Here is a 17,088-nt window from a genome sequence, read left to right as displayed (position 1 = left end):
CCTGTTGAAACCAGAAAGGCAACGCTTATGAGCCGAACCGTCGAGGGGCGTATCCACGCAATGAAGTGGATGCGCGAACCTTCCAGTTGTACGCGTATCGTGGTCATCGTGAGCGGACTCGATAGCGATCATATCGATTTGATCCATCAGGGGTTCAGCTGTTTTGACAATGTTGCGCTGATCCATGTCGATACGGTGAATACCGTGAATGGCAAGCTGGTTGGCGTGCAAGTGGCCAAGAGTGACTACTGTTTTGTGGTGCTCGGTGAACTGGATGAGCGCTTCTTGCACGACCTTTCCATTGATCAGCCATGCCTCTATCCGGTCGCACCGGACGAGGCGGGCGAACGCTCCGTCATTGCGGCGGTAGAACAGGTAAAACGCCTCGCCCGAGTGAGCCACTCGCGCCACCTTGAAGCGATACCCGACACCAGCAGGAGTTGCCTATGAACCTGTCCAATCCCCATGCCCAATGGCCGGTCCAGGCTGTTGAGGATGAAGAAATGGCCGAGTGGCGCGAGGCCTTGCTGTCGGTCGCCGCCCACGGCGGCACGGACCGGGCCAAACAGATCCTCGACATGCTGCTGGCCGTGGCTAGCACTTCGGGCATCGGCTGGCGACCCAGCCATGGCACCCCCTACATCAATACCATCAGCGTTGAGCAGCAACCGGCGTTTCCCGGGGATCTGGCCATGGAGGAGCGTCTGGCATCGATCATGCGCTGGAATGCCCTGGCGATGGTTGCCCGGGCCAATCACGCCTATGGCGAATTGGGCGGACACATCGCCAGTTATGCCAGTGCGGCGGATTTGTTTGAAGTGGGCTTCAATCACTTCTTCAAGGCGCGCACCCCAACCGGCGGCGGTGATCTGGTGTTCTACCAACCTCACTCTGCGCCAGGCGTCTATGCCCGGGCGTTCCTCGAGGGACGCCTGGAAGAAAAGGATCTGCAGCACTATCGACAAGAGATCGGCGCACGCGCCAATGGCGCCCGGGGGTTGTCGAGTTATCCGCATCCCTGGTTGATGCCGGACTTCTGGCAGTTCCCGACGGGCTCCATGGGGATCGGTCCGATCAGCTCGATCTACCAGGCGCGTTTCATGCGTTATCTGGAGCACCGCGGCCTGCAAAACACCTCGGGGCGCACCGTCTGGGGCGTGTTTGGCGACGGTGAAATGGATGAGCCGGAAAGCATGTCGGCGCTGACCCTGGCGGCGCGCGAAGGGCTGGATAACCTGGTCTGGGTGGTCAATTGCAACCTGCAGCGGCTGGACGGCCCGGTGCGTGGCAACGGTCGCATCATCGACGAGCTCGAGGCGTTGTTCGGCGGTGCGGGCTGGAACGTGATCAAGCTGGTCTGGGGTTCCGACTGGGACAGGTTGTTCGCCCGGGATAAGGATGGCGCATTGGTCCGGGCCTTGTCGGCTACGGTCGATGGCCAGTTCCAGACGTTCGCGGCCAAGGATGGGCGCTTCAACCGTGAGCATTTCTTCGGCCAGGACGCAGCCCTGGCGGATTTGGCCGAAGGCCTGACCGACGAGCAGATCGACCGCCTCAAACGCGGTGGTCATGACCTGGTGAAGATCTTTGCCGCGTATCAAAGCGCAATGCTCGAGGGCAAGAAACCGACGGTCATCCTGGCCCAGACCAAGAAGGGCTTCGGCATGGGTGACGCCGGGCAGGGCAAGATGACCGTGCACCAGCAGAAGAAACTCGACAGTGAGGCGTTGATCGCGTTCCGCAACCGTTTCAACCTGCCATTGACCGATGAACAGGCCACCTCGCTGAGCTTCTTCAAGCCGAGCGACGACAGCGCGGAAATGCGTTATCTGCATGCACGGCGCCGGGCATTGGGCGGCTACCTGCCTGCGCGATCTTCGGCCTGCGCGTCATTGGCCGTGCCCGACGTAAACAGCTACGCCGGGTTTGCCATCGCCGCCCAAGGCAAGGAAATGTCCACCACCATGGCCTTCGTGCGGATGCTCAGCGGCTTGCTCCGGGACAAGCAACTGGGGCCGCGCATCGTGCCGATCGTGGCGGATGAAGCGCGTACCTTCGGCATGGCCAGCCTGTTCAAGCAGATCGGCATCTACTCCAGCGTGGGGCAGCGTTACGAGCCGGAGGACATCGGTTCGATCCTCAGTTATCGGGAAGCCTTGGACGGGCAGATTCTCGAAGAGGGCATCAGCGAGGCGGGGGCGATCAGTTCCTGGGTGGCAGCGGCGACCAGCTATTCGGTGCATGGCTTGCCGATGCTGCCGTTCTACATCTACTACTCGATGTTCGGCTTCCAGCGCATCGGCGACCTGATCTGGGCGGCGGCGGATCAACGGGCCCGCGGTTTTCTGCTCGGTGCCACCGCAGGCCGCACGACCCTGGGGGGCGAAGGCTTGCAGCACCAGGACGGTAACAGTCACGTGATGGCGTCGATGGTGCCCAACTGTCGTGCCTATGATCCTGCGTTCGCGGGTGAATTCGCGGTGATCCTGGATCACGGCATGCGCCAGATGCTGGAGCGCCAGGTGGACGAGTTTTACTACGTCACCTTGATGAACGAGAACTACCCGCAGCCCAACCTTCCTGAAGGTGTCGAACAGGCCATTATCCAGGGCATGTATCTGTTTGCCCGGCATGAAGTCGAGGATGCGCGTGGGCGTGTTCAGTTATTGGGTTCCGGCGCCATCCTGCGCGAAGTGATTGCCGCCGCCGAGTTGCTGGCGAGCGATTGGGGTATCGACAGTCAGGTCTGGAGCGTGACCAGCTTCACCGAGTTGGCCCGGGATGCGCGTGAAGTGGAGCGCCGGAATCGCCTGCACCCCGGACAACCTGCCAAATGCAGTCATGTTCAGGAATGCCTCCACGACTCGACGCCGATCATTGCCTGTACCGATTACGTGCGCGCCTTGCCCCAGTTGATCGCCAGTTATCTCGATGGCCATTACACCGTACTCGGCACCGACGGGTTTGGCCGCAGCGATACCCGCAGCCAACTGCGCAGGTTCTTCGAAGTGGACCGCCACCAGATCGTCCTCAGTGCGCTGACCTCCCTGGTGCATGAGGGGCGTCTGGACGCCAGTGTCTGTGCCGAGGCTATTGAACGCTACGCCATTGACGTTGACGCAGTGGCCCCATGGGACGCTTGAAACCGGGCCATCAACCGCTTTCACCGACAGCCAGGATGGTCGCCACCAATGCCTGGGCGCGAGGCACCAGCGTGTCCAGCTCCAGGTATTCACGATTGGTGTGGACCTTGCCCCCCACCGGCCCGAGGCCACACAGGGTTGGAATGCCCAGGCTGGCGGTGAACCCGGAGTCGGCGCAACCGCCGGTGAACTCGCCTTCGACGCTGAAACCCAGCGCCAGGGCTTTTTGTTGGTAGATCTGCAGCAGCCGTTCGCTGTGACGGGCCTCCATCGGCAGGAAAGTAGTCGCTTCCTTGAGGATGGCGTGGGTGCCGATCAATTCTTCTTCGGCGACGATGGCCAGGATTGCGCTAAGGATTTGATCCCAGTGCTTGAGTTCGATGAAGCGTACGTCCAGCCGCGCGCAGGCGCTAGGCGCGACGGTGTTGCTGGACGTGCCTCCGGATATCAGGCCCACATTAGTCGTGATGCCTGCCGAGTAATCGGTCAAGGCATGGAGCTTGACGATCTTGCGTGCCAGGGCCTCGATGGCGCTGGCGCCGTCGGCATGATTGACCCCGGCATGCGCCGCGCGCCCGCTGACTTCGATGATCAGCGTGGCGCCGCCTTTGCGGGCGCTGACCACGTTGCCGCTGGCTCGACCGGGTTCGGTATTGAGCACGGCGCGGGCGGCACGGGCGGCGTGTTCGATATGGGTTCTGGCGCTGCCGGAGCCGATTTCTTCGTCACCGGTGTACAGGACCTGCACCGGATAGGGCAACGCTCCGGCACGCTTGAGAGCCTTGAGCGCGAAGCAATTGAGCACCAGACCGCCTTTCATGTCGGCGACGCCGGGGCCAAAGGCGAGGTTGCCATCGCGGCTGTAGCCACGCGTCGTGGTGGTGCCTTTGGGGAACACCGTGTCGCGATGGCCCAGCAATAGCACTGGCTTGCCAGGTTCGCCTGGCACTTCGGCGAGCATCACGTCGCCAAAACTCTCCACCGGCATGCGCTTGAGCAGGATGCCGTCGGCTTCCAGTTCAGCCGCGAGCAGCGCCCCCACCGCGTCGACGCCGGCCTTGTCATAGCTGTTGGAATCGGTGTCGACGATACGCTGCAGCAGCGCTTCCATGGCTGGGCGCTGGTCAGCCAGCCAGTCCAGCGCCTGTTGTGCCGTGGCGCTCATTGCGCCTGCTCCCGCAACTGATGTTCCTGGGTCAGGCGTGCCGCGTCGTTGCCCAAGTCCCAGAACAGCCCGGCCATGATTTGCAGGCTTTCCTTGACCACCGGTGCCAGCAAGTGCTCGTTCGGCGCATGTTGCGAGCAGGCCGGGTACGAGTGTGGCACCCACAAGGTTGGCAGGCCGAGCACGTCGGCGAACACATCGTTGGGCAGCGAGCCACCGAGGTTTGGCAGCAGTGCAGGTTTTTTGCCGGTGGTCTGTGCCAAGGAGCTGAGCGCCCAATTGACCCATGGGCTTTGCGGGTCCAGCCGAGTGGCATGCATCACGTCGATGCGGCTTTGCTTGACCTCGACATTGCTGAAACCATGGGCATCCAGGTGGGCACGCACCGCCGGGATAAAGGTCGTGTAGTCGCTGTTCACCACGAAACGGATATGGCAGTGGGCATTGGCCTTGCCGGGGATCGCATGCACGGGGGCGTCCGGGTTGCCGGTCTTGAAGGCGATGACATCGAGGGTGTTCCAGCCGAACACTTTTTCGCTCAGGGATAGCTCCGGGTTACCCCAGTTGGCGTCGATGTCCGGATCGCCCGGTCCGCCACCGACGTCAATATCGGCCAGTGCCTGGCGAACCGGCTCAGGCAGTGATTCAGGCATCAGGCCCGCCACTTTCACCCGACCGTGTTCATCGACCATGCTCGCGATGGCATTGGCCAGGATGATGCCTGGGTTGGCCAGCAACCCGCCCCAGTTGCCGGAGTGATGAGCGCCTTCGCGCAGATTGACCACCAGCTCGAAGTTGAACACTCCGCGTGAACCGAGAAAAATCGTCGGTCGTGAGGCTGCCAGGCGCGGGCCGTCCGAGGCGATGAAAACATCCGCGGCGAGCTCTTTACTGTGGGCGGCACAGAATGCATTCAAGCCCGGCGAGCCTTCTTCTTCGCCCATTTCCAGCAGCAGTTTGACGTTGAAACCCAGCTTGCCGTCGCGAGCCTTGAGGGTTTGCTCCAGCGCGGTCAGGTTGATCAGGTGCTGGCCTTTGTTATCCGCCGTGCCGCGGCCGTACCAGCGATCGCCTTCGGCAATGACTTGCCACGGCGACAGGCCTTCACGCCATTGCGCGTCATAGCCGCGTACCACATCACCGTGACCATAGCTGAGCACGGTCGGCAGTTCCGGATGTTCAATGCGCGTGGCGATCATGAAGGGGCCGCGCTCTGCCACTGGGTTGTCATAGATCTTGACGCTGAATCCCATCGCCTCGACATGCGGGGTAATGAATTCATGGAGGTAGCGATACAACTCGGGCCGGCTGTCTGTTGCCTGGCTTTCGGTGTGCAAGGCGACGCTGCGTTCGAGCAGGTTGAAAAATGCGCCGTTATCGAATTGTTCGGTGGTGTTGCTGATGGCCAGTGAACGACTCATGAGTGGACAAGCTCCAGTGTTTGGGCGGGACTGTCGTGGAGGTGGCAACGCACGTTGCCGCCGATAATCGGATCATTGGCCGGGTAGGCCGTTTTGCAGGGAGCGAAGCAGCTCGGGCAGCGTGGATGGAAGGCGCAACCGGAGGGCGGTGACATCGGATTGGGAAAGGTGCCGTGCAGGCCGATTTCGGGAATGCCCAGGCGCGGATCGGGCGTGAGCACCGAATCCAGCAAGGCACGGGTATAAGGATGGCCGGGTTTGGCGAATAACGATTCGCGCGTACGTTCTTCGACGATGCGCCCCAGGTACATCACCGCGACCCGGTCGGCGAGGTGTTCGATGACCGCCAGGTTATGGCTGATCAGTAGATAGGTCAGGCCGAATTCGCGCTTGAGGTCTTGCAGCAGGTTGAGAATCTGTGCCTGCACCGACACGTCCAGCGCCGAGGTGGGTTCGTCGCAGATCAACACGTCAGGACGCATGATCAACGCCCGGGCAATGGCCACCCGTTGCCGTTGGCCGCCGGACAGTTGGCTTGGATAACTGTCGATGACGCGCTTGGGCAGGCCGACCACATCGAGCATCGCTTCGGTCTTCTTGCGCCGTTCGGCCGGGCTGCCGATGTCATGCACGATCAGCGGCAGGGTAATGATTTCGCGCAGCGTCTTGCGTGGGTTCAACGAGGAATACGGGTCCTGGAATATCGGCTGGATGTGCCGGGCCATTGCCTTGCGATCCGTCGCTGCCAGATGTTTGCCATTGATCAGCACATCGCCGCTGGTTGGCGCCAACAGGCCGAGCAATAGCTTTGCCAGGGTACTTTTTCCGCAACCGGACTCACCTACCAGGCCGAGGGTCTCGCCACGCATCAGGCGCAGGGAAACACCATCCACGGCTTTCAGGGTGGCGGTGGGTTTGAAAAAGCCCTTGTTGATCCGAAACTCGCGACGGATGTCGCACAGCTCCAAGGCAATGTCTTTTTTCATGACCGAGCCCTCTCTTGAAGGCGTATCGGCGCCGGGGCCGGTGCGGCGAACAGGCAGCGCGCCATGTGGCCGTCCTGTTCGATTTCGGGGATGTCTTGCGCGCAGGCCGTTATCGCCTGGGCGCAACGATTGCGGAACGCACAACCTTGCTGTTCGCCCACCAGGCTCGGCACCAGGCCTGGAATCGAACCCAGGGCCTCGCCCGGTTTGGTCCGGCCAGGGATTGGAATACTGGCCAGCAGACCACGGGTGTACGGATGCTGTGGGTTTTCGAACAGTTGCCGGGCAGGGGCGGTTTCGACGATTTCCCCGGCATACATCACCGCGACCCGATCGGCGATTCGTGCCACCAGCCCAAGGTCGTGGGTGATGAAAATCACCGCCAGGCCGAGCTCTTTCTGAATGTCGCGGATCAAGCGCAGGATCTGCGCCTGGATGGTCACGTCCAGTGCCGTGGTGGGTTCATCAGCGATGATCAGGTCCGGCTCGCACATCAACGCCATGGCGATGATCACCCGCTGGCGCAAACCGCCAGACAGTTGATGCGGGTACTGGCGCAAGCGTTCGGCGGCGTTGCTGATACCGACTTTCTCCAGCATCTGCGCGGCGCGCGCCAGGGCATCCTTGCGTGACACCTTGCGATGCTGGGTCAGTACTTCGCTGAGCTGATCGCCAATGCTGTAGGCCGGGTTCAGCGAGGTCATCGGTTCCTGGAAAATCATCGCCAGACGATTGCCGCGCAGGTCGCACATGCGCCGCTCGCTCTGGCCGAGCATGTCGATGCCGTCCAGCGTCAGCCGGGACGCGGTGCGTCTGGCCTTGCGTGGCAACAGGTCCATCAGCGCCAGCGAGGTCAGGGATTTACCGCAGCCGGATTCGCCGACGATACACAGCATTTCACCGCGCTCGACTTCAAAATCCAGACCGCGCACGGCATGCAGCATGTCATCCGGCGTCGGGCTGTTGCCCATCGGGATGTCCACGCGCAGGTTTTCAACATGGAGTAGTGCCATGTCCGGTACCCTCTATTAGTAAGGCCGTCTATCAGTTGCGACCGTCGGGCAGGATCAGATCGCGCAGGCCGTCGCCGACCAGGTTGATGCCCAGCACCAGAATCATCAGGGCGACGCCGGGAATGGCGATGACCCACGGGGAAAAGAACATGTAGGGTTTGCCTTCAGCGATCATCAAACCCCAGGACGGCGTCGGCGGTTGCACGCCAACGCCGAGGAACGACAGGGCCGACTCCAGCAGGATCGCGTGGGCCATTTCCAGGGTCGCGACGACGATCAGCGCGCCGACCAGATTGGGCAGGATTTCACTGACCAGAATGCGCAGGGTCGAGCAGCCGAGCGCCTGGGCCGAGGCCACATATTCAGCATCGCGAATCTGTTGCACCGAAGCCCTGACCACCACCGCGAAGCGATCCCACAACAGGCAACCGAGCAGCACGATCACCACTTTCAGCGAACCGCCCATCAGCGAGGCGGAGGCCAGCGCGACCATCACCACCGGCATCGCCAGCCGGGTGGTGATCAGGTAGCTGATAAACGCATCGACCTTGCCGCCGTAGTAACCCGCCAACAGCCCCATGACGGTGCCGATAAAGCCGGAAATCAGCGCCGCCGCGATGCCGATGAACAGCGAAATCCGTGCGCCGTAGAGCAAGCGCGACAGGTAGTCACGGCCCAGCTTGTCGGTGCCGAGGACGTATTCCCAGGTGCCGTTGGCCATCCACACCGGCGGTTTCATGCGCAGCATCACGTCTTGCGCATAAGGGTCGTAAGGTGCCAGCCACGGGGCGAAGAGTGCACCGGCGAAGATGATCAGCAACAACACCGCGCCGATGGCGAAACCACGATGACGAAAGCTCTTGCCAAGGACTCGGCTCAGGCTGCTCGGGGGTGGCAGGTAGTCATTGATCGCGAGGGTCGTGGGGGTGCTCATGTAAGCCTCCTAGCGCACGCGGATGCGCGGGTCGAGCAGTGCGTTGAGCACATCGGCCAGCAAGGTGAGGATGATGTAGATCACCGCAATCAGCAGGACCACGGCCTGTACCACCGGAAAGTCGTCACGGGCGATGGCGTCCCAGGCGAGTTGTCCGATGCCTTGCAGGGAGAACACGGTTTCGATCACCACTGAGCCGCCGAGCATGAAACCGAACTCCACCGCCGCCAGCGCGACGACCGGAATCAAGGCGTTGCGCAGTGCGTGCTTGAACAACACGCGGGCAGGGCGCAGGCCCTTGGCGCGGGCCGTGCGGATGTAATCGGAACTGAGCACGTCAAGCATGCCCGCACGGGTCAGGCGCATGATGGCCGGCGTCGCGTAGTAGCCCAAGGCAATGGCCGGCATGACGAAGTGCAGCAGGGTCGAATTGCCGGACACCGGCAGCCACTTGAGCGTCACCGCGAACACCACGATCAACATCAGTGCAAACCAGAAACTGGGCATCGCCTGGCCCAGTACCGCGATGCTCAAGGCCAACCGGTCAACCCAGGTGTCGCGTTTGACCGCCGCCAGCACGCCCAGTGGAATCGCCACCAGCAAGGCGATGCCCAGCGCCATGGCCCCTAACCCGAGGGTGATCGGCAAGCGGCTGGCGACGAGGTTGTAGACCGATTCCTGAAAGAAAAAAGAGTCGCCCAGGTCCAGCCGTAGCAAATCGCCCAGCCAGTTGAAGTACTGGGTCGGTAGCGGTTTGTCCAGGCCGTATTGCACGCGGATCTGTTCGATCTGTTCGCTGGTGGCTTCCGGTCCGCCAATGGCCGTGGCCAGGTCGCCGGACAGGTGCAACAGAGAAAAGCTGATCACCGACACGGTAATGGCCACGCAAATAGCGATGCCCAGCCGGCGCAGAAGGAATCCAAGCATGGCAAGTTTCCTCGTATCCAATGGATGACATGTCAGGTGGTGTCCGTGGTGCGGGTTGGTCCGCAAGCCACGGCACCTCTCGTTCAATCCGCTGGGTGCGGATTATTTCCAACTGGACTGAACGAAACGCGGCAGCTCGTCCGGGTACGGCGTGAACGCGAGGTCGGCGGTGTAGGCGTAGTTCATCGAGTAGTTGAACATCGGCGCCCAGTACGCCTGTTCGCTGATGCGCTGCAACGCCTTGCGGTAGTTGTCCTTGCGCACTTGCGGGTCGAGGGCGTTGTCAGCGGTCTGCAGCCAGCCCTGGACTTGCGGATCCTTGATGTTGTCGTCCGGATTGCCCTTGAACCAGGTGCCGGCCGACGCCGAGGTGTCGAGGATCGAGAACGAGCCCCAGGCCTGAAACGACATGGGCACCTTGCCGCCACGCTGCTGATCGCGCAGGGCGGCGTACTTCAAGAAGCGCAGCTTGGCGTTGATACCCACGGCACGCAGGTTGCCGATGATGGCTTCGACGTAATCACGGTCGCGATAAGCGAAGATTTCGGTCTCGAAACCATTGGGGTAACCGGCTTCGGCAAGCAGCGCCCTGGCCTTGGCCGGGTCATAATCGTAGACCGTGGCCGCGGTGGTATCGCAGCCGAACTGGCCTGGATAACAGGCCACCTGCAAGGGCTTGGCTTCGCCACCGACCAATTGCGTGGCCAGCGCACTGCGGTTGATCGCATGGTTGATGGCCTGACGCACCTTGAGGTTCTTCATTGGCGAGTTTTCAGTGGAGGTGCCCCGGGCATCCAGAATCAGGAAACCGATGCGCATGGTTTCGCCGCTGGTCACGGTCAGGCTCTGCATACCTTTAAGGTCGACTGCCTGATCCGGGGTCACGCGCCAAGTCCAGTCGACACCGTCGGTCATCAACTCGGCCAGGCGGGTTTCCGCATCCGGGATCACCCGGAACTTGAGGTGGCCGATATGGGGCTTGCCTTGTGGGCTGTCCGGAAAGTAGTCCTTGTTGATCTCCATCGTCACGCCTTCGCCAGCCACCACCGACACGGCTTTGTACGGCCCGGTACCGATTGGCTTGCGACTGAATTCGGCCAGGCCGACCTTCTCGAAATACTGCTTGGGGAACATCGGAACGGCGTTGGACAGGTATTCCAGTGCCGGAGGGAAAGGCTTCTTCAAATACAGGCGGACGCTGTAGTCACCGGTTTTTTCGGCGCTCTTGATCCAGTCGACGTTTTGCACGGTCACGACTTTCGCTTCGGGCGACACCACGTAGTTGAGGGTGAACACCACGTCGTCGGCGGTGAAGGCGTCGCCGTTGTGAAATTTGACGCCTTTGCGCAGCTCAAAGTCGATGGTGGTGTCGTCGACCTGTTTCCAGCCAGTGGCCAACATGGGTTGGTATTGGCCGCTTTTGGGGTCGCGGTAGACCAGGTTGTCCCAGATCAGCCGGCCGAGAATCACGCCTTCGCGTAGATCGTTGTGATAGGGGCTGATGTTTTCAGGCTCACTGTCGGAAGCGTAAACCAGGGTGTCGTTGGCTTTACCGGCGTGAGCCGGAAAACTGCTGATGAAGCCCATCAGCGCAATAGTGCAGGCGAAACCTTTGATGCCCATGCCGTCGTCTCCGTTGGCGAGAGTGGTTGAATCAAAGGGCAGCGAATCGCAAAAGCGGAAAGGGGATAAAAAGATCAGGCTGTATTTTTTTTGATCTGGACACGAATGTAGGGAAAGGCTATCAATGCCACAAGAATAATATTTCGATACTTCCTTTGCCGAAAAGGCAAACCTTGGGGGCGCCGATGCAGCTGTATGGTGTGCAGTCCACGGCACTGCGCTATTTTCTTGAAGTGGCGCGATGCGGATCGATCAGCGAAGCCTCGGTACGGCTGAATGTCTCGGCGTCAGCGGTGAGCCGGCAGATTGCCAAGCTTGAATTGGCCCTGGATGCCAGCCTGTTCGAGCGTCGTGCCCGGGGCATGGTGCTTAGCGAGGCGGGGGCACGACTGGCGGCTTATGCGCGCAAGTCGCAGCTTGAGGCCGAGCAGGTGGTGCTGGAAATTACCGAGCTGCATGGCTTGCAACGAGGTCATGTGCATGTGGCCTGCTCGGAAGGCTTTGCACTGGAATACATGCCCAGGACCATCAGCGCGTTCCGGCGTGAGTATCAGGGTATTCATTTCACGTTGGAGGTCTGTGCGCCTGCCGAAGCGACCGAGAAGGTGCGTTCCGGCGAAGCCGATCTGGCGATGACCTTCAGCCTGACGCCGCAAAAGGAAATCAAGGTCGAACATGTCCTGAGCGGGGCGATTTTTGCCGTGGTCTCCAACGCTCATCCTCTGGCCGGGCGTGAAGCGGTCAGCCTCGCTGAGCTGCAACCCTGGCCCATTGCGTTACCCAAGGCCGACACCACGATACGGCAACTGTTCGACATTTGTTGCGGTGTGCAGGGGTTGTTGTTCGACCCGGTGTTGACCACTAATTACGTTGCCTCGCTCTATAGCTTCGTCCGCGAAGAGGGGGGTATCAGCCTGGCCAGCGAAATGACCTTGCACAAGCAGGTGGCGGACAAGGCCCTGCAATGCTTGCCGATCCTCGATGAAGGCATGCATGCGCGGCGCATCGAACTGCAAAGCATGGCTGGACGCAATTTACCGGCAGCGGTTTGTGCCTTCAGGGATTTTCTGATTGCGGACCTGGCGAAAGCCAAGCTCTGAGTCGGGTGAATGTGTTCTCAATGTTTGAATGACGTCATTCGATTTTCTTGACCATCAGCCGCCGCGCTGTATTTGTTCCAGGATCAGGCTGTCGGTGATGTTCATGTCATCCAGCAACAGAAACATCTTGCTCAGCACCTCGGCCATTTTCCTGTCGGTGTCGGCGAACGGCAGGTAGAACGCCGTGACGCTGCTGCCTGCGGGCACGATGCACAGATAGTTGCCAGGTTCGATGTGGATGGCCGCGCTGCCCAAATGAATGCGGTAGTTCGCACGCTGGCCGGTCACGTGTAGAAAATGCCCTTCGCATTTAACGTTTTGCAACCCTAGCCCTCGAATCAGCTCGCCGACCAGTTCGGCGCGTCGTTGCAGGGTTTCTTGGCTGGTGCTGTAGTCGTCCGCGGCGTGGGCCACGGAGACCAGCAGGTCGGCGTCACGCATGACTTCCGAGAACAGCAGCGGCGGTACTTGCTCAAGGGGTAGGGCTTTGTGGTCGCGGTGGAACGCAATCGTGTCGAAGGTAAAGTGTTCTGTTTCCGAGAGGTAATGACCGGTATCCAGAAAGTTGAACAGGGCGTAAATGCCGTGCTCTTTGCTCTCGTAATAGATGTCCTCGACGCGGGAGGTCGACCAGTTGCGGACCTGTAGCAACCGGGCGGCGACTTTGGCTTTGAGGCGGTGGCCGGCAAAGCGGTTGGACCACAGGCCGGTGTCTCGCTCAGCAGGTGTCAGCAGGTACAGCTCGCGAAAGGCCTGTTTGAACGGCTGCACGCGGCGATGGGTCACCACTTCTTTCTGCCAGGCCGACAGTTGCCCTGCCGTGAACAGATGAAAAGGGTGAGCGATACGCAGAGTCTTTTCAGCGACGTGTTGGCGGCCTTCAAGGTCAGTCACCGTCAGCGTCGCGGCATCGAGCCAGCCCAGCGCGGCGTCGTCGGCCTGCACAATCAGCTGTTCGAGCAGCAGGCGAACGGCGGGCATTTTCAACAGCGGCTTCAGGTCGTCCAGGGCCAGGGTTTCGCCGCTGCTCATCATCGCTTCCAGGGTGCGGCAGAAGCGGGCGATCTGTTCCTTGAGCTGGGTTTGCTGCGTTTTGAGAGCGATGAAATCGGCGTTTTTGCGCACCGCAGGCGGCGCGGTTTTGAGTGTCTTTCCGGCTTTGCAGATGACCAACGTGGGCGACAAGCCGTCGATGACGAGGGTGATGTCATAGCCATCGACGGTGGCAGCTGTCAGGGCGGACTCGGCGATCCCCGATTCCATGGCCCACTCCAGGCGAATCGCCGAGGGGTAACCGGCGGCACGCGCCAGGTTTTCCAGGCCTGCCTGCACCGCTGCGTGGGAGTTGGCCTGGCGTTCAGCGCCGTACTTGCGCACCTCTTTGTGCAGTTTCTTGAGTGTCAGATAGCGTTGGCGTACGTCGTCCGCATCCTTGACGGGCAGTACACCATAGATGCGCATGGCCGCCTGTGCATGGCGGGTCAACTTCTTTTCCAGCGCCGCTCGACCGATGCCCTGGTAGGCGTCGAGCAGCACACGCGTCTCGGGAAACGCCCAGTGCGAGGGTTCGAGTGCCGCGAGGTACTCGCGCAGGTGGTCTGGGTCGGCCTCGGCCAGCGCCTTGTCCAGCAGGTAGCGATCCACCACACCCACGGTTTCATCCAGCGTATTGGGCAGGTCGGTGCCCCAGCCGGATCGAGGTGCCAGGGCAATGTTCAGGTATTCACGCTGGAACGCCTGCAGGTCACGCCAGCCGAGCGCGTCGAGCACCACACGACTGGCTTGTCCGGCGTAGGGCAGGGCGGTCAGCAAGGTGTTTCTTGAAAAGCCGGACAACGTCGCGAGCAGCGCTGCCGATTGGTCTTTGGGCAAATCCTGGAGCAGCAGGAAGCATTGGAGTACCGCGGCCGTATCGCCGAAGCTGTCAAAGTCATCCGGCGCCATGCCCAGTCGCTCGATGACCGCCAAGGCCTGTAGCAACCAGCGAGTCTGATACACCTCTACCGAACGGAAGGTGTCAGCCAGCTTCACGGCGTTGTCGGGTAATCCAGCCAGGGCGTCCTCGACGTAACGAGCGGTGAAGTTCGCCAGTTCCGAAGGCACTTCGGCGGGGGCGTCGTCAGGCTGAGATGACTCATCATCGATGTCTTGCGGGTCATCGTCGTTTGAGTCGTCTTCGTCGAAATCTTCATCGGCGTACCGATCCAGGTCCACATCATCGCTGTCCAGTCCTGTGTCGTCTGAGTAGAACATCATGGCGCGGCCCCAGGTATTGGCCGCCCGGACGAAGCGCGGGTAATCGAGGCGGCCCGCTTCCATCAGGCCCAACGCGATGCGCCTGATTTCCTCATGCCCATAGATATACGCATCGGCGAGTGTCCTTTGTTCACCACCCGGCGTTGAAGGGGGGCTGCTCGCGGTTCCAACTGCCGTCTAGCAACCATTCGGCGAAGGCCTGCCAGGCCGGGGTGGACGGGTAATGGCTCAGGCGATTGATGCACGCCGGGACGTCAGGGAAGGCCCAGGCCTGGTCCGGACGTCTTCGGTAATAGGCCGGGCCATCTTCGTCAGTGGGCAATGGATAGTCACTGTCCTCGAAGGCGAATTGCAGCATGTGCCGCAGTCGCGCGCAGATCTGCTCCAGCGCATAGGCGTCCGGGTGAGCCGTGATCCACGCATCGCAGAGTCGATATTGCAGGCCATAGCGCTGTTGATCGCGACGGTCCTCCAGATCGTCCCAAACGGTCGGGAACACAAAACTATCCGCCAGCGCCTTGGGCCCCTCCTGGGGATGCTGCCTGACCCAATCATCGGCTATGCGCAGGCAGTCGATGCCGTCCCAGAAATCGGGCTCGAATTCGTCATATTGGCTGAGCTCGGGATAGTCATCCAACGCGCTATCACAGAATGCTCGCAGCGCAGCGAGGCGTGTGGCTTGTTCGGGCACAGGACGGCGTGAATGCATGAGGGTATCCGAGGGAAGTGAACGACGAGGATCAACCGCCAATCAGCGGCACCAGGCGGATAAACGTGAGCGTGGAAGGGGGGGCTCAATTCGATTGTCTCATCGAGACTTTGCAGCATGACGCCGTTGTGCAGAACGCGGAATGCACGGGCTTCAAACCCCTTCAGGGCTCGCTCGACCTCAACGCCGACATCCAGGTCCGGAGCCGCGCTGGCCTGAGGCATGACAACCGCACCTTCACGGGCTTGCCGAAGAACGTCCCGCTCGTTCAGGTACTGGCGGTCGAGCATTTCACGCATCGACGCTTGTTCCAGCCAGTGCTGGACCGACAACGCGGCGATCTGTTCGGCCACGGTCAGGCGAATGAGCTCGGCGACCGTCAAGGTCAACGAACTCGGGGTCAGGGTGACAGGGGGCAGCAAAGGCTCCTGGCGTGCGCCTTTCAGGCAATAGCTATGAACCACGAACTCCATGACGCATTCCTTGCAAGCCAGGCCAGCCGGGCGGATGGCGCCTTAGCATATCCCGGTCTGCAATAAACTTCATCGCGCCGCGTGCTCGGGCGTCGTAATAGAAGCCTGACAGGTTGTGGTTTACGACATTACTTTTCGTACGGTGCCTGGCTCAGATTACTTTTTCACTATCGCCATCCTGCGACCACTCATGAAGCACAGCAGGCCCCCCATGGCGGTCAGTGCGCTTAACGCATAGAACATCGTGGGGGCCGGAGTATGCATCAGCAGGTATCCGCAGATCACCGGGCTCAAGGCGCCGCCGAGAGCTGCCAGGTTTTGAGCACCGTAGTAGCTGCCGCGCAGCTCTTCCGGCGCCAGGGTATCGACGAAAAGGAATTCGGCCGGGTAAATGATCATTTCACCGAGGGTGAAAATGAACATCGCCACGCACCAGCTCACCATGTCGTCTGCCAGGCTGAAGCCGATCAGGCCAAGAATGAACAGGCTGGTGCCCGCTGCAATCCAGTAGCGCAGCTTCTCGCGATCGAGGAACCGGCCGATCTGGTATTGCAGCAGAATTACGGTGACGGCGTTGCAGGCGAGCAGGGCGGCCATGATGTCCAGCGCGCGTTTGGAGTCGTGGGTCACCAGCAGGTATTGCGACAAGTAGAGGGTAAAGCGTCCGTGCACCACGGTGCTGAGCAGGCAGCCGCAGGTGAACATGATCAGGGTGCGGTCGTTTTTCAGGGTCTTCAGCGTCTTGAGAAAACTGGGCGGTTGACCAATGACCGGTGTCAGAGCGGCATCCCTGGGGATTCCGGTCATCAGGAAGATGCTGAAAAACGCGATGCCACCGGCGATCAGGAACGGCGCAATCGGGTAGACACCGGCAATCACCACGCCGAGCATGGGGCCGGTGGCATAGCCGATGTTGGTCAGGGTGTAGCGCAGGGAAAATGCCTTGGCGCGCTGGCCCATGGGCAGGTTTTCGCTGAGGATCGCTTTCGAACCGATAAGGAACAGCGCTGACGCGGTCTCGGTGATTACCACGGTCATGGTGGTCAGGTAGAGGTTTTCGGCAAAGGTCAGCAGGATGAAACCGATGGCACTGGAGAGCATCGCCAGGATCAGCAGGCGGCGCTTTTCCAGGCGGTCGATGACATAGCCACCATACAGTGCCAACAGGGTGGCGATGAACACTGCGATACCGAGCAGCAAGCCGACATCCTGTTGGTTGAGGCCCAACTTATTGCTCAGGAATAACGTGAGCAATGGACTGGTAATGGCGCGGCTGACGACGATGGTCAGTGAAACGATCATCAAGCGTCGGATAACGAGCGAGTAAGTGGCCACGGA

12 protein-coding genes and 1 pseudogene are annotated in these 17,088 nt (G+C 60.8%); 3 read left to right on the top strand and 10 right to left on the bottom strand.

The features are described from left to right. Positions 1 to 27 precede the first annotated feature (27 nt). Positions 28 to 450 carry a hypothetical protein gene (locus TK06_RS09110; protein ID WP_086936607.1) on the top strand — a complete coding sequence of 141 codons (423 nt, stop codon included), beginning with the start codon at positions 28 to 30 and terminating at the stop codon, positions 448 to 450. Next, complete coding sequence (mdeB, locus tag TK06_RS09105; protein WP_063321815.1) at positions 447 to 3,143, top strand: alpha-ketoglutarate dehydrogenase; 2,697 nt, start codon at positions 447 to 449, stop codon at positions 3,141 to 3,143. Before TK06_RS09110 ends, mdeB begins: the two co-directional genes overlap by 4 nt. A 10-nt stretch (positions 3,144 to 3,153) precedes the next feature. Here the strand turns inward: mdeB and TK06_RS09100 are convergent, their stop codons facing one another. From TK06_RS09100 to TK06_RS09070, 7 genes are all read right to left on the bottom strand, one after another. After that, the gene (locus tag TK06_RS09100) at positions 3,154 to 4,308 is read right to left on the bottom strand and encodes a M20 family metallopeptidase (protein WP_063321814.1); all 1,155 of its coding nucleotides are present in this window, start codon (positions 4,306 to 4,308) and stop codon (positions 3,154 to 3,156) included. Further along, positions 4,305 to 5,729 carry a M20 family metallopeptidase gene (locus TK06_RS09095; RefSeq protein WP_063321813.1) on the bottom strand — a complete coding sequence of 475 codons (1,425 nt, stop codon included), beginning with the start codon at positions 5,727 to 5,729 and terminating at the stop codon, positions 4,305 to 4,307. The genes TK06_RS09100 and TK06_RS09095 overlap by 4 nt, the downstream gene beginning before the upstream one ends. Next, positions 5,726 to 6,715: an ABC transporter ATP-binding protein gene (locus TK06_RS09090; RefSeq protein WP_063321812.1), complete on the bottom strand. Its 990-nt coding sequence runs from the start codon at positions 6,713 to 6,715 to the stop codon at positions 5,726 to 5,728. The genes TK06_RS09095 and TK06_RS09090 overlap by 4 nt, the downstream gene beginning before the upstream one ends. Continuing rightward, positions 6,712 to 7,728 carry an ABC transporter ATP-binding protein gene (locus tag TK06_RS09085; RefSeq protein ID WP_063321811.1) on the bottom strand — a complete coding sequence of 339 codons (1,017 nt, stop codon included), beginning with the start codon at positions 7,726 to 7,728 and terminating at the stop codon, positions 6,712 to 6,714. The genes TK06_RS09090 and TK06_RS09085 overlap by 4 nt, the downstream gene beginning before the upstream one ends. Before the next feature lie 31 nt (positions 7,729 to 7,759). After that, positions 7,760 to 8,662: an ABC transporter permease gene (locus TK06_RS09080; RefSeq protein ID WP_063321810.1), complete on the bottom strand. Its 903-nt coding sequence runs from the start codon at positions 8,660 to 8,662 to the stop codon at positions 7,760 to 7,762. Between the two features lie 9 nt (positions 8,663 to 8,671). Further along, positions 8,672 to 9,589, bottom strand: coding sequence for an ABC transporter permease (locus TK06_RS09075; RefSeq protein WP_063321809.1), 918 nt, complete (start codon positions 9,587 to 9,589; stop codon positions 8,672 to 8,674). 102 nt (positions 9,590 to 9,691) lie between these two features. Beyond that, positions 9,692 to 11,212 carry an ABC transporter substrate-binding protein gene (locus tag TK06_RS09070; RefSeq protein ID WP_063321808.1) on the bottom strand — a complete coding sequence of 507 codons (1,521 nt, stop codon included), beginning with the start codon at positions 11,210 to 11,212 and terminating at the stop codon, positions 9,692 to 9,694. A 185-nt stretch (positions 11,213 to 11,397) separates the two neighbouring features. Between TK06_RS09070 and TK06_RS09065 the strand changes: the two genes are divergently transcribed. Next, positions 11,398 to 12,312 carry a LysR substrate-binding domain-containing protein gene (locus tag TK06_RS09065; protein WP_063321807.1) on the top strand — a complete coding sequence of 305 codons (915 nt, stop codon included), beginning with the start codon at positions 11,398 to 11,400 and terminating at the stop codon, positions 12,310 to 12,312. Positions 12,313 to 12,366: 54 nt separating this feature from the next. Here TK06_RS09065 and TK06_RS09060 read toward each other — a convergent pair. From TK06_RS09060 to TK06_RS09050, 3 genes and pseudogenes are all read right to left on the bottom strand, one after another. Further along, positions 12,367 to 14,956, bottom strand: a pseudogene (locus tag TK06_RS09060) (DUF4132 domain-containing protein). Positions 14,957 to 15,126: 170 nt separating this feature from the next. Then, entirely contained in the window at positions 15,127 to 15,750 is a 624-nt protein-coding gene (locus tag TK06_RS30695) for a hypothetical protein (protein WP_238992605.1), read from the bottom strand. A 156-nt stretch (positions 15,751 to 15,906) separates the two neighbouring features. Next, positions 15,907 to 17,085, bottom strand: coding sequence for an MFS transporter (locus TK06_RS09050; RefSeq protein ID WP_063321805.1), 1,179 nt, complete (start codon positions 17,083 to 17,085; stop codon positions 15,907 to 15,909). Positions 17,086 to 17,088 lie beyond the last annotated feature (3 nt).

The organism is Pseudomonas fluorescens, from assembly GCF_001623525.1.
In the GTDB taxonomy this organism is placed as follows: Bacteria; Pseudomonadota; Gammaproteobacteria; order Pseudomonadales; family Pseudomonadaceae; genus Aquipseudomonas; species Aquipseudomonas fluorescens_Q.
This window is presented reverse-complemented; position numbering and strand designations above follow the sequence as displayed.

Excerpts from the sequence above, each read along its gene's own strand:
- TK06_RS09095 (WP_063321813.1), bottom strand. The coding sequence starts at position 5,729 with ATGAGTCGTTCACTGGCCATCAGCAACACCACCGAACAATTCGATAAC.
- TK06_RS09100 (WP_063321814.1), bottom strand. The coding sequence starts at position 4,308 with ATGAGCGCCACGGCACAACAGGCGCTGGACTGGCTGGCTGACCAGCGC.
- TK06_RS09110 (WP_086936607.1), top strand. The coding sequence starts at position 28 with ATGAGCCGAACCGTCGAGGGGCGTATCCACGCAATGAAGTGGATGCGC.
- TK06_RS09085 (WP_063321811.1), bottom strand. The coding sequence starts at position 7,728 with ATGGCACTACTCCATGTTGAAAACCTGCGCGTGGACATCCCGATGGGC.
- TK06_RS09090 (WP_063321812.1), bottom strand. The coding sequence starts at position 6,715 with ATGAAAAAAGACATTGCCTTGGAGCTGTGCGACATCCGTCGCGAGTTT.
- TK06_RS09065 (WP_063321807.1), top strand. The coding sequence starts at position 11,398 with ATGCAGCTGTATGGTGTGCAGTCCACGGCACTGCGCTATTTTCTTGAA.
- TK06_RS09080 (WP_063321810.1), bottom strand. The coding sequence starts at position 8,662 with ATGAGCACCCCCACGACCCTCGCGATCAATGACTACCTGCCACCCCCG.
- TK06_RS09075 (WP_063321809.1), bottom strand. The coding sequence starts at position 9,589 with ATGCTTGGATTCCTTCTGCGCCGGCTGGGCATCGCTATTTGCGTGGCC.
- TK06_RS30695 (WP_238992605.1), bottom strand. The coding sequence starts at position 15,750 with ATGGAGTTCGTGGTTCATAGCTATTGCCTGAAAGGCGCACGCCAGGAG.
- mdeB (WP_063321815.1), top strand. The coding sequence starts at position 447 with ATGAACCTGTCCAATCCCCATGCCCAATGGCCGGTCCAGGCTGTTGAG.
- TK06_RS09070 (WP_063321808.1), bottom strand. The coding sequence starts at position 11,212 with ATGGGCATCAAAGGTTTCGCCTGCACTATTGCGCTGATGGGCTTCATC.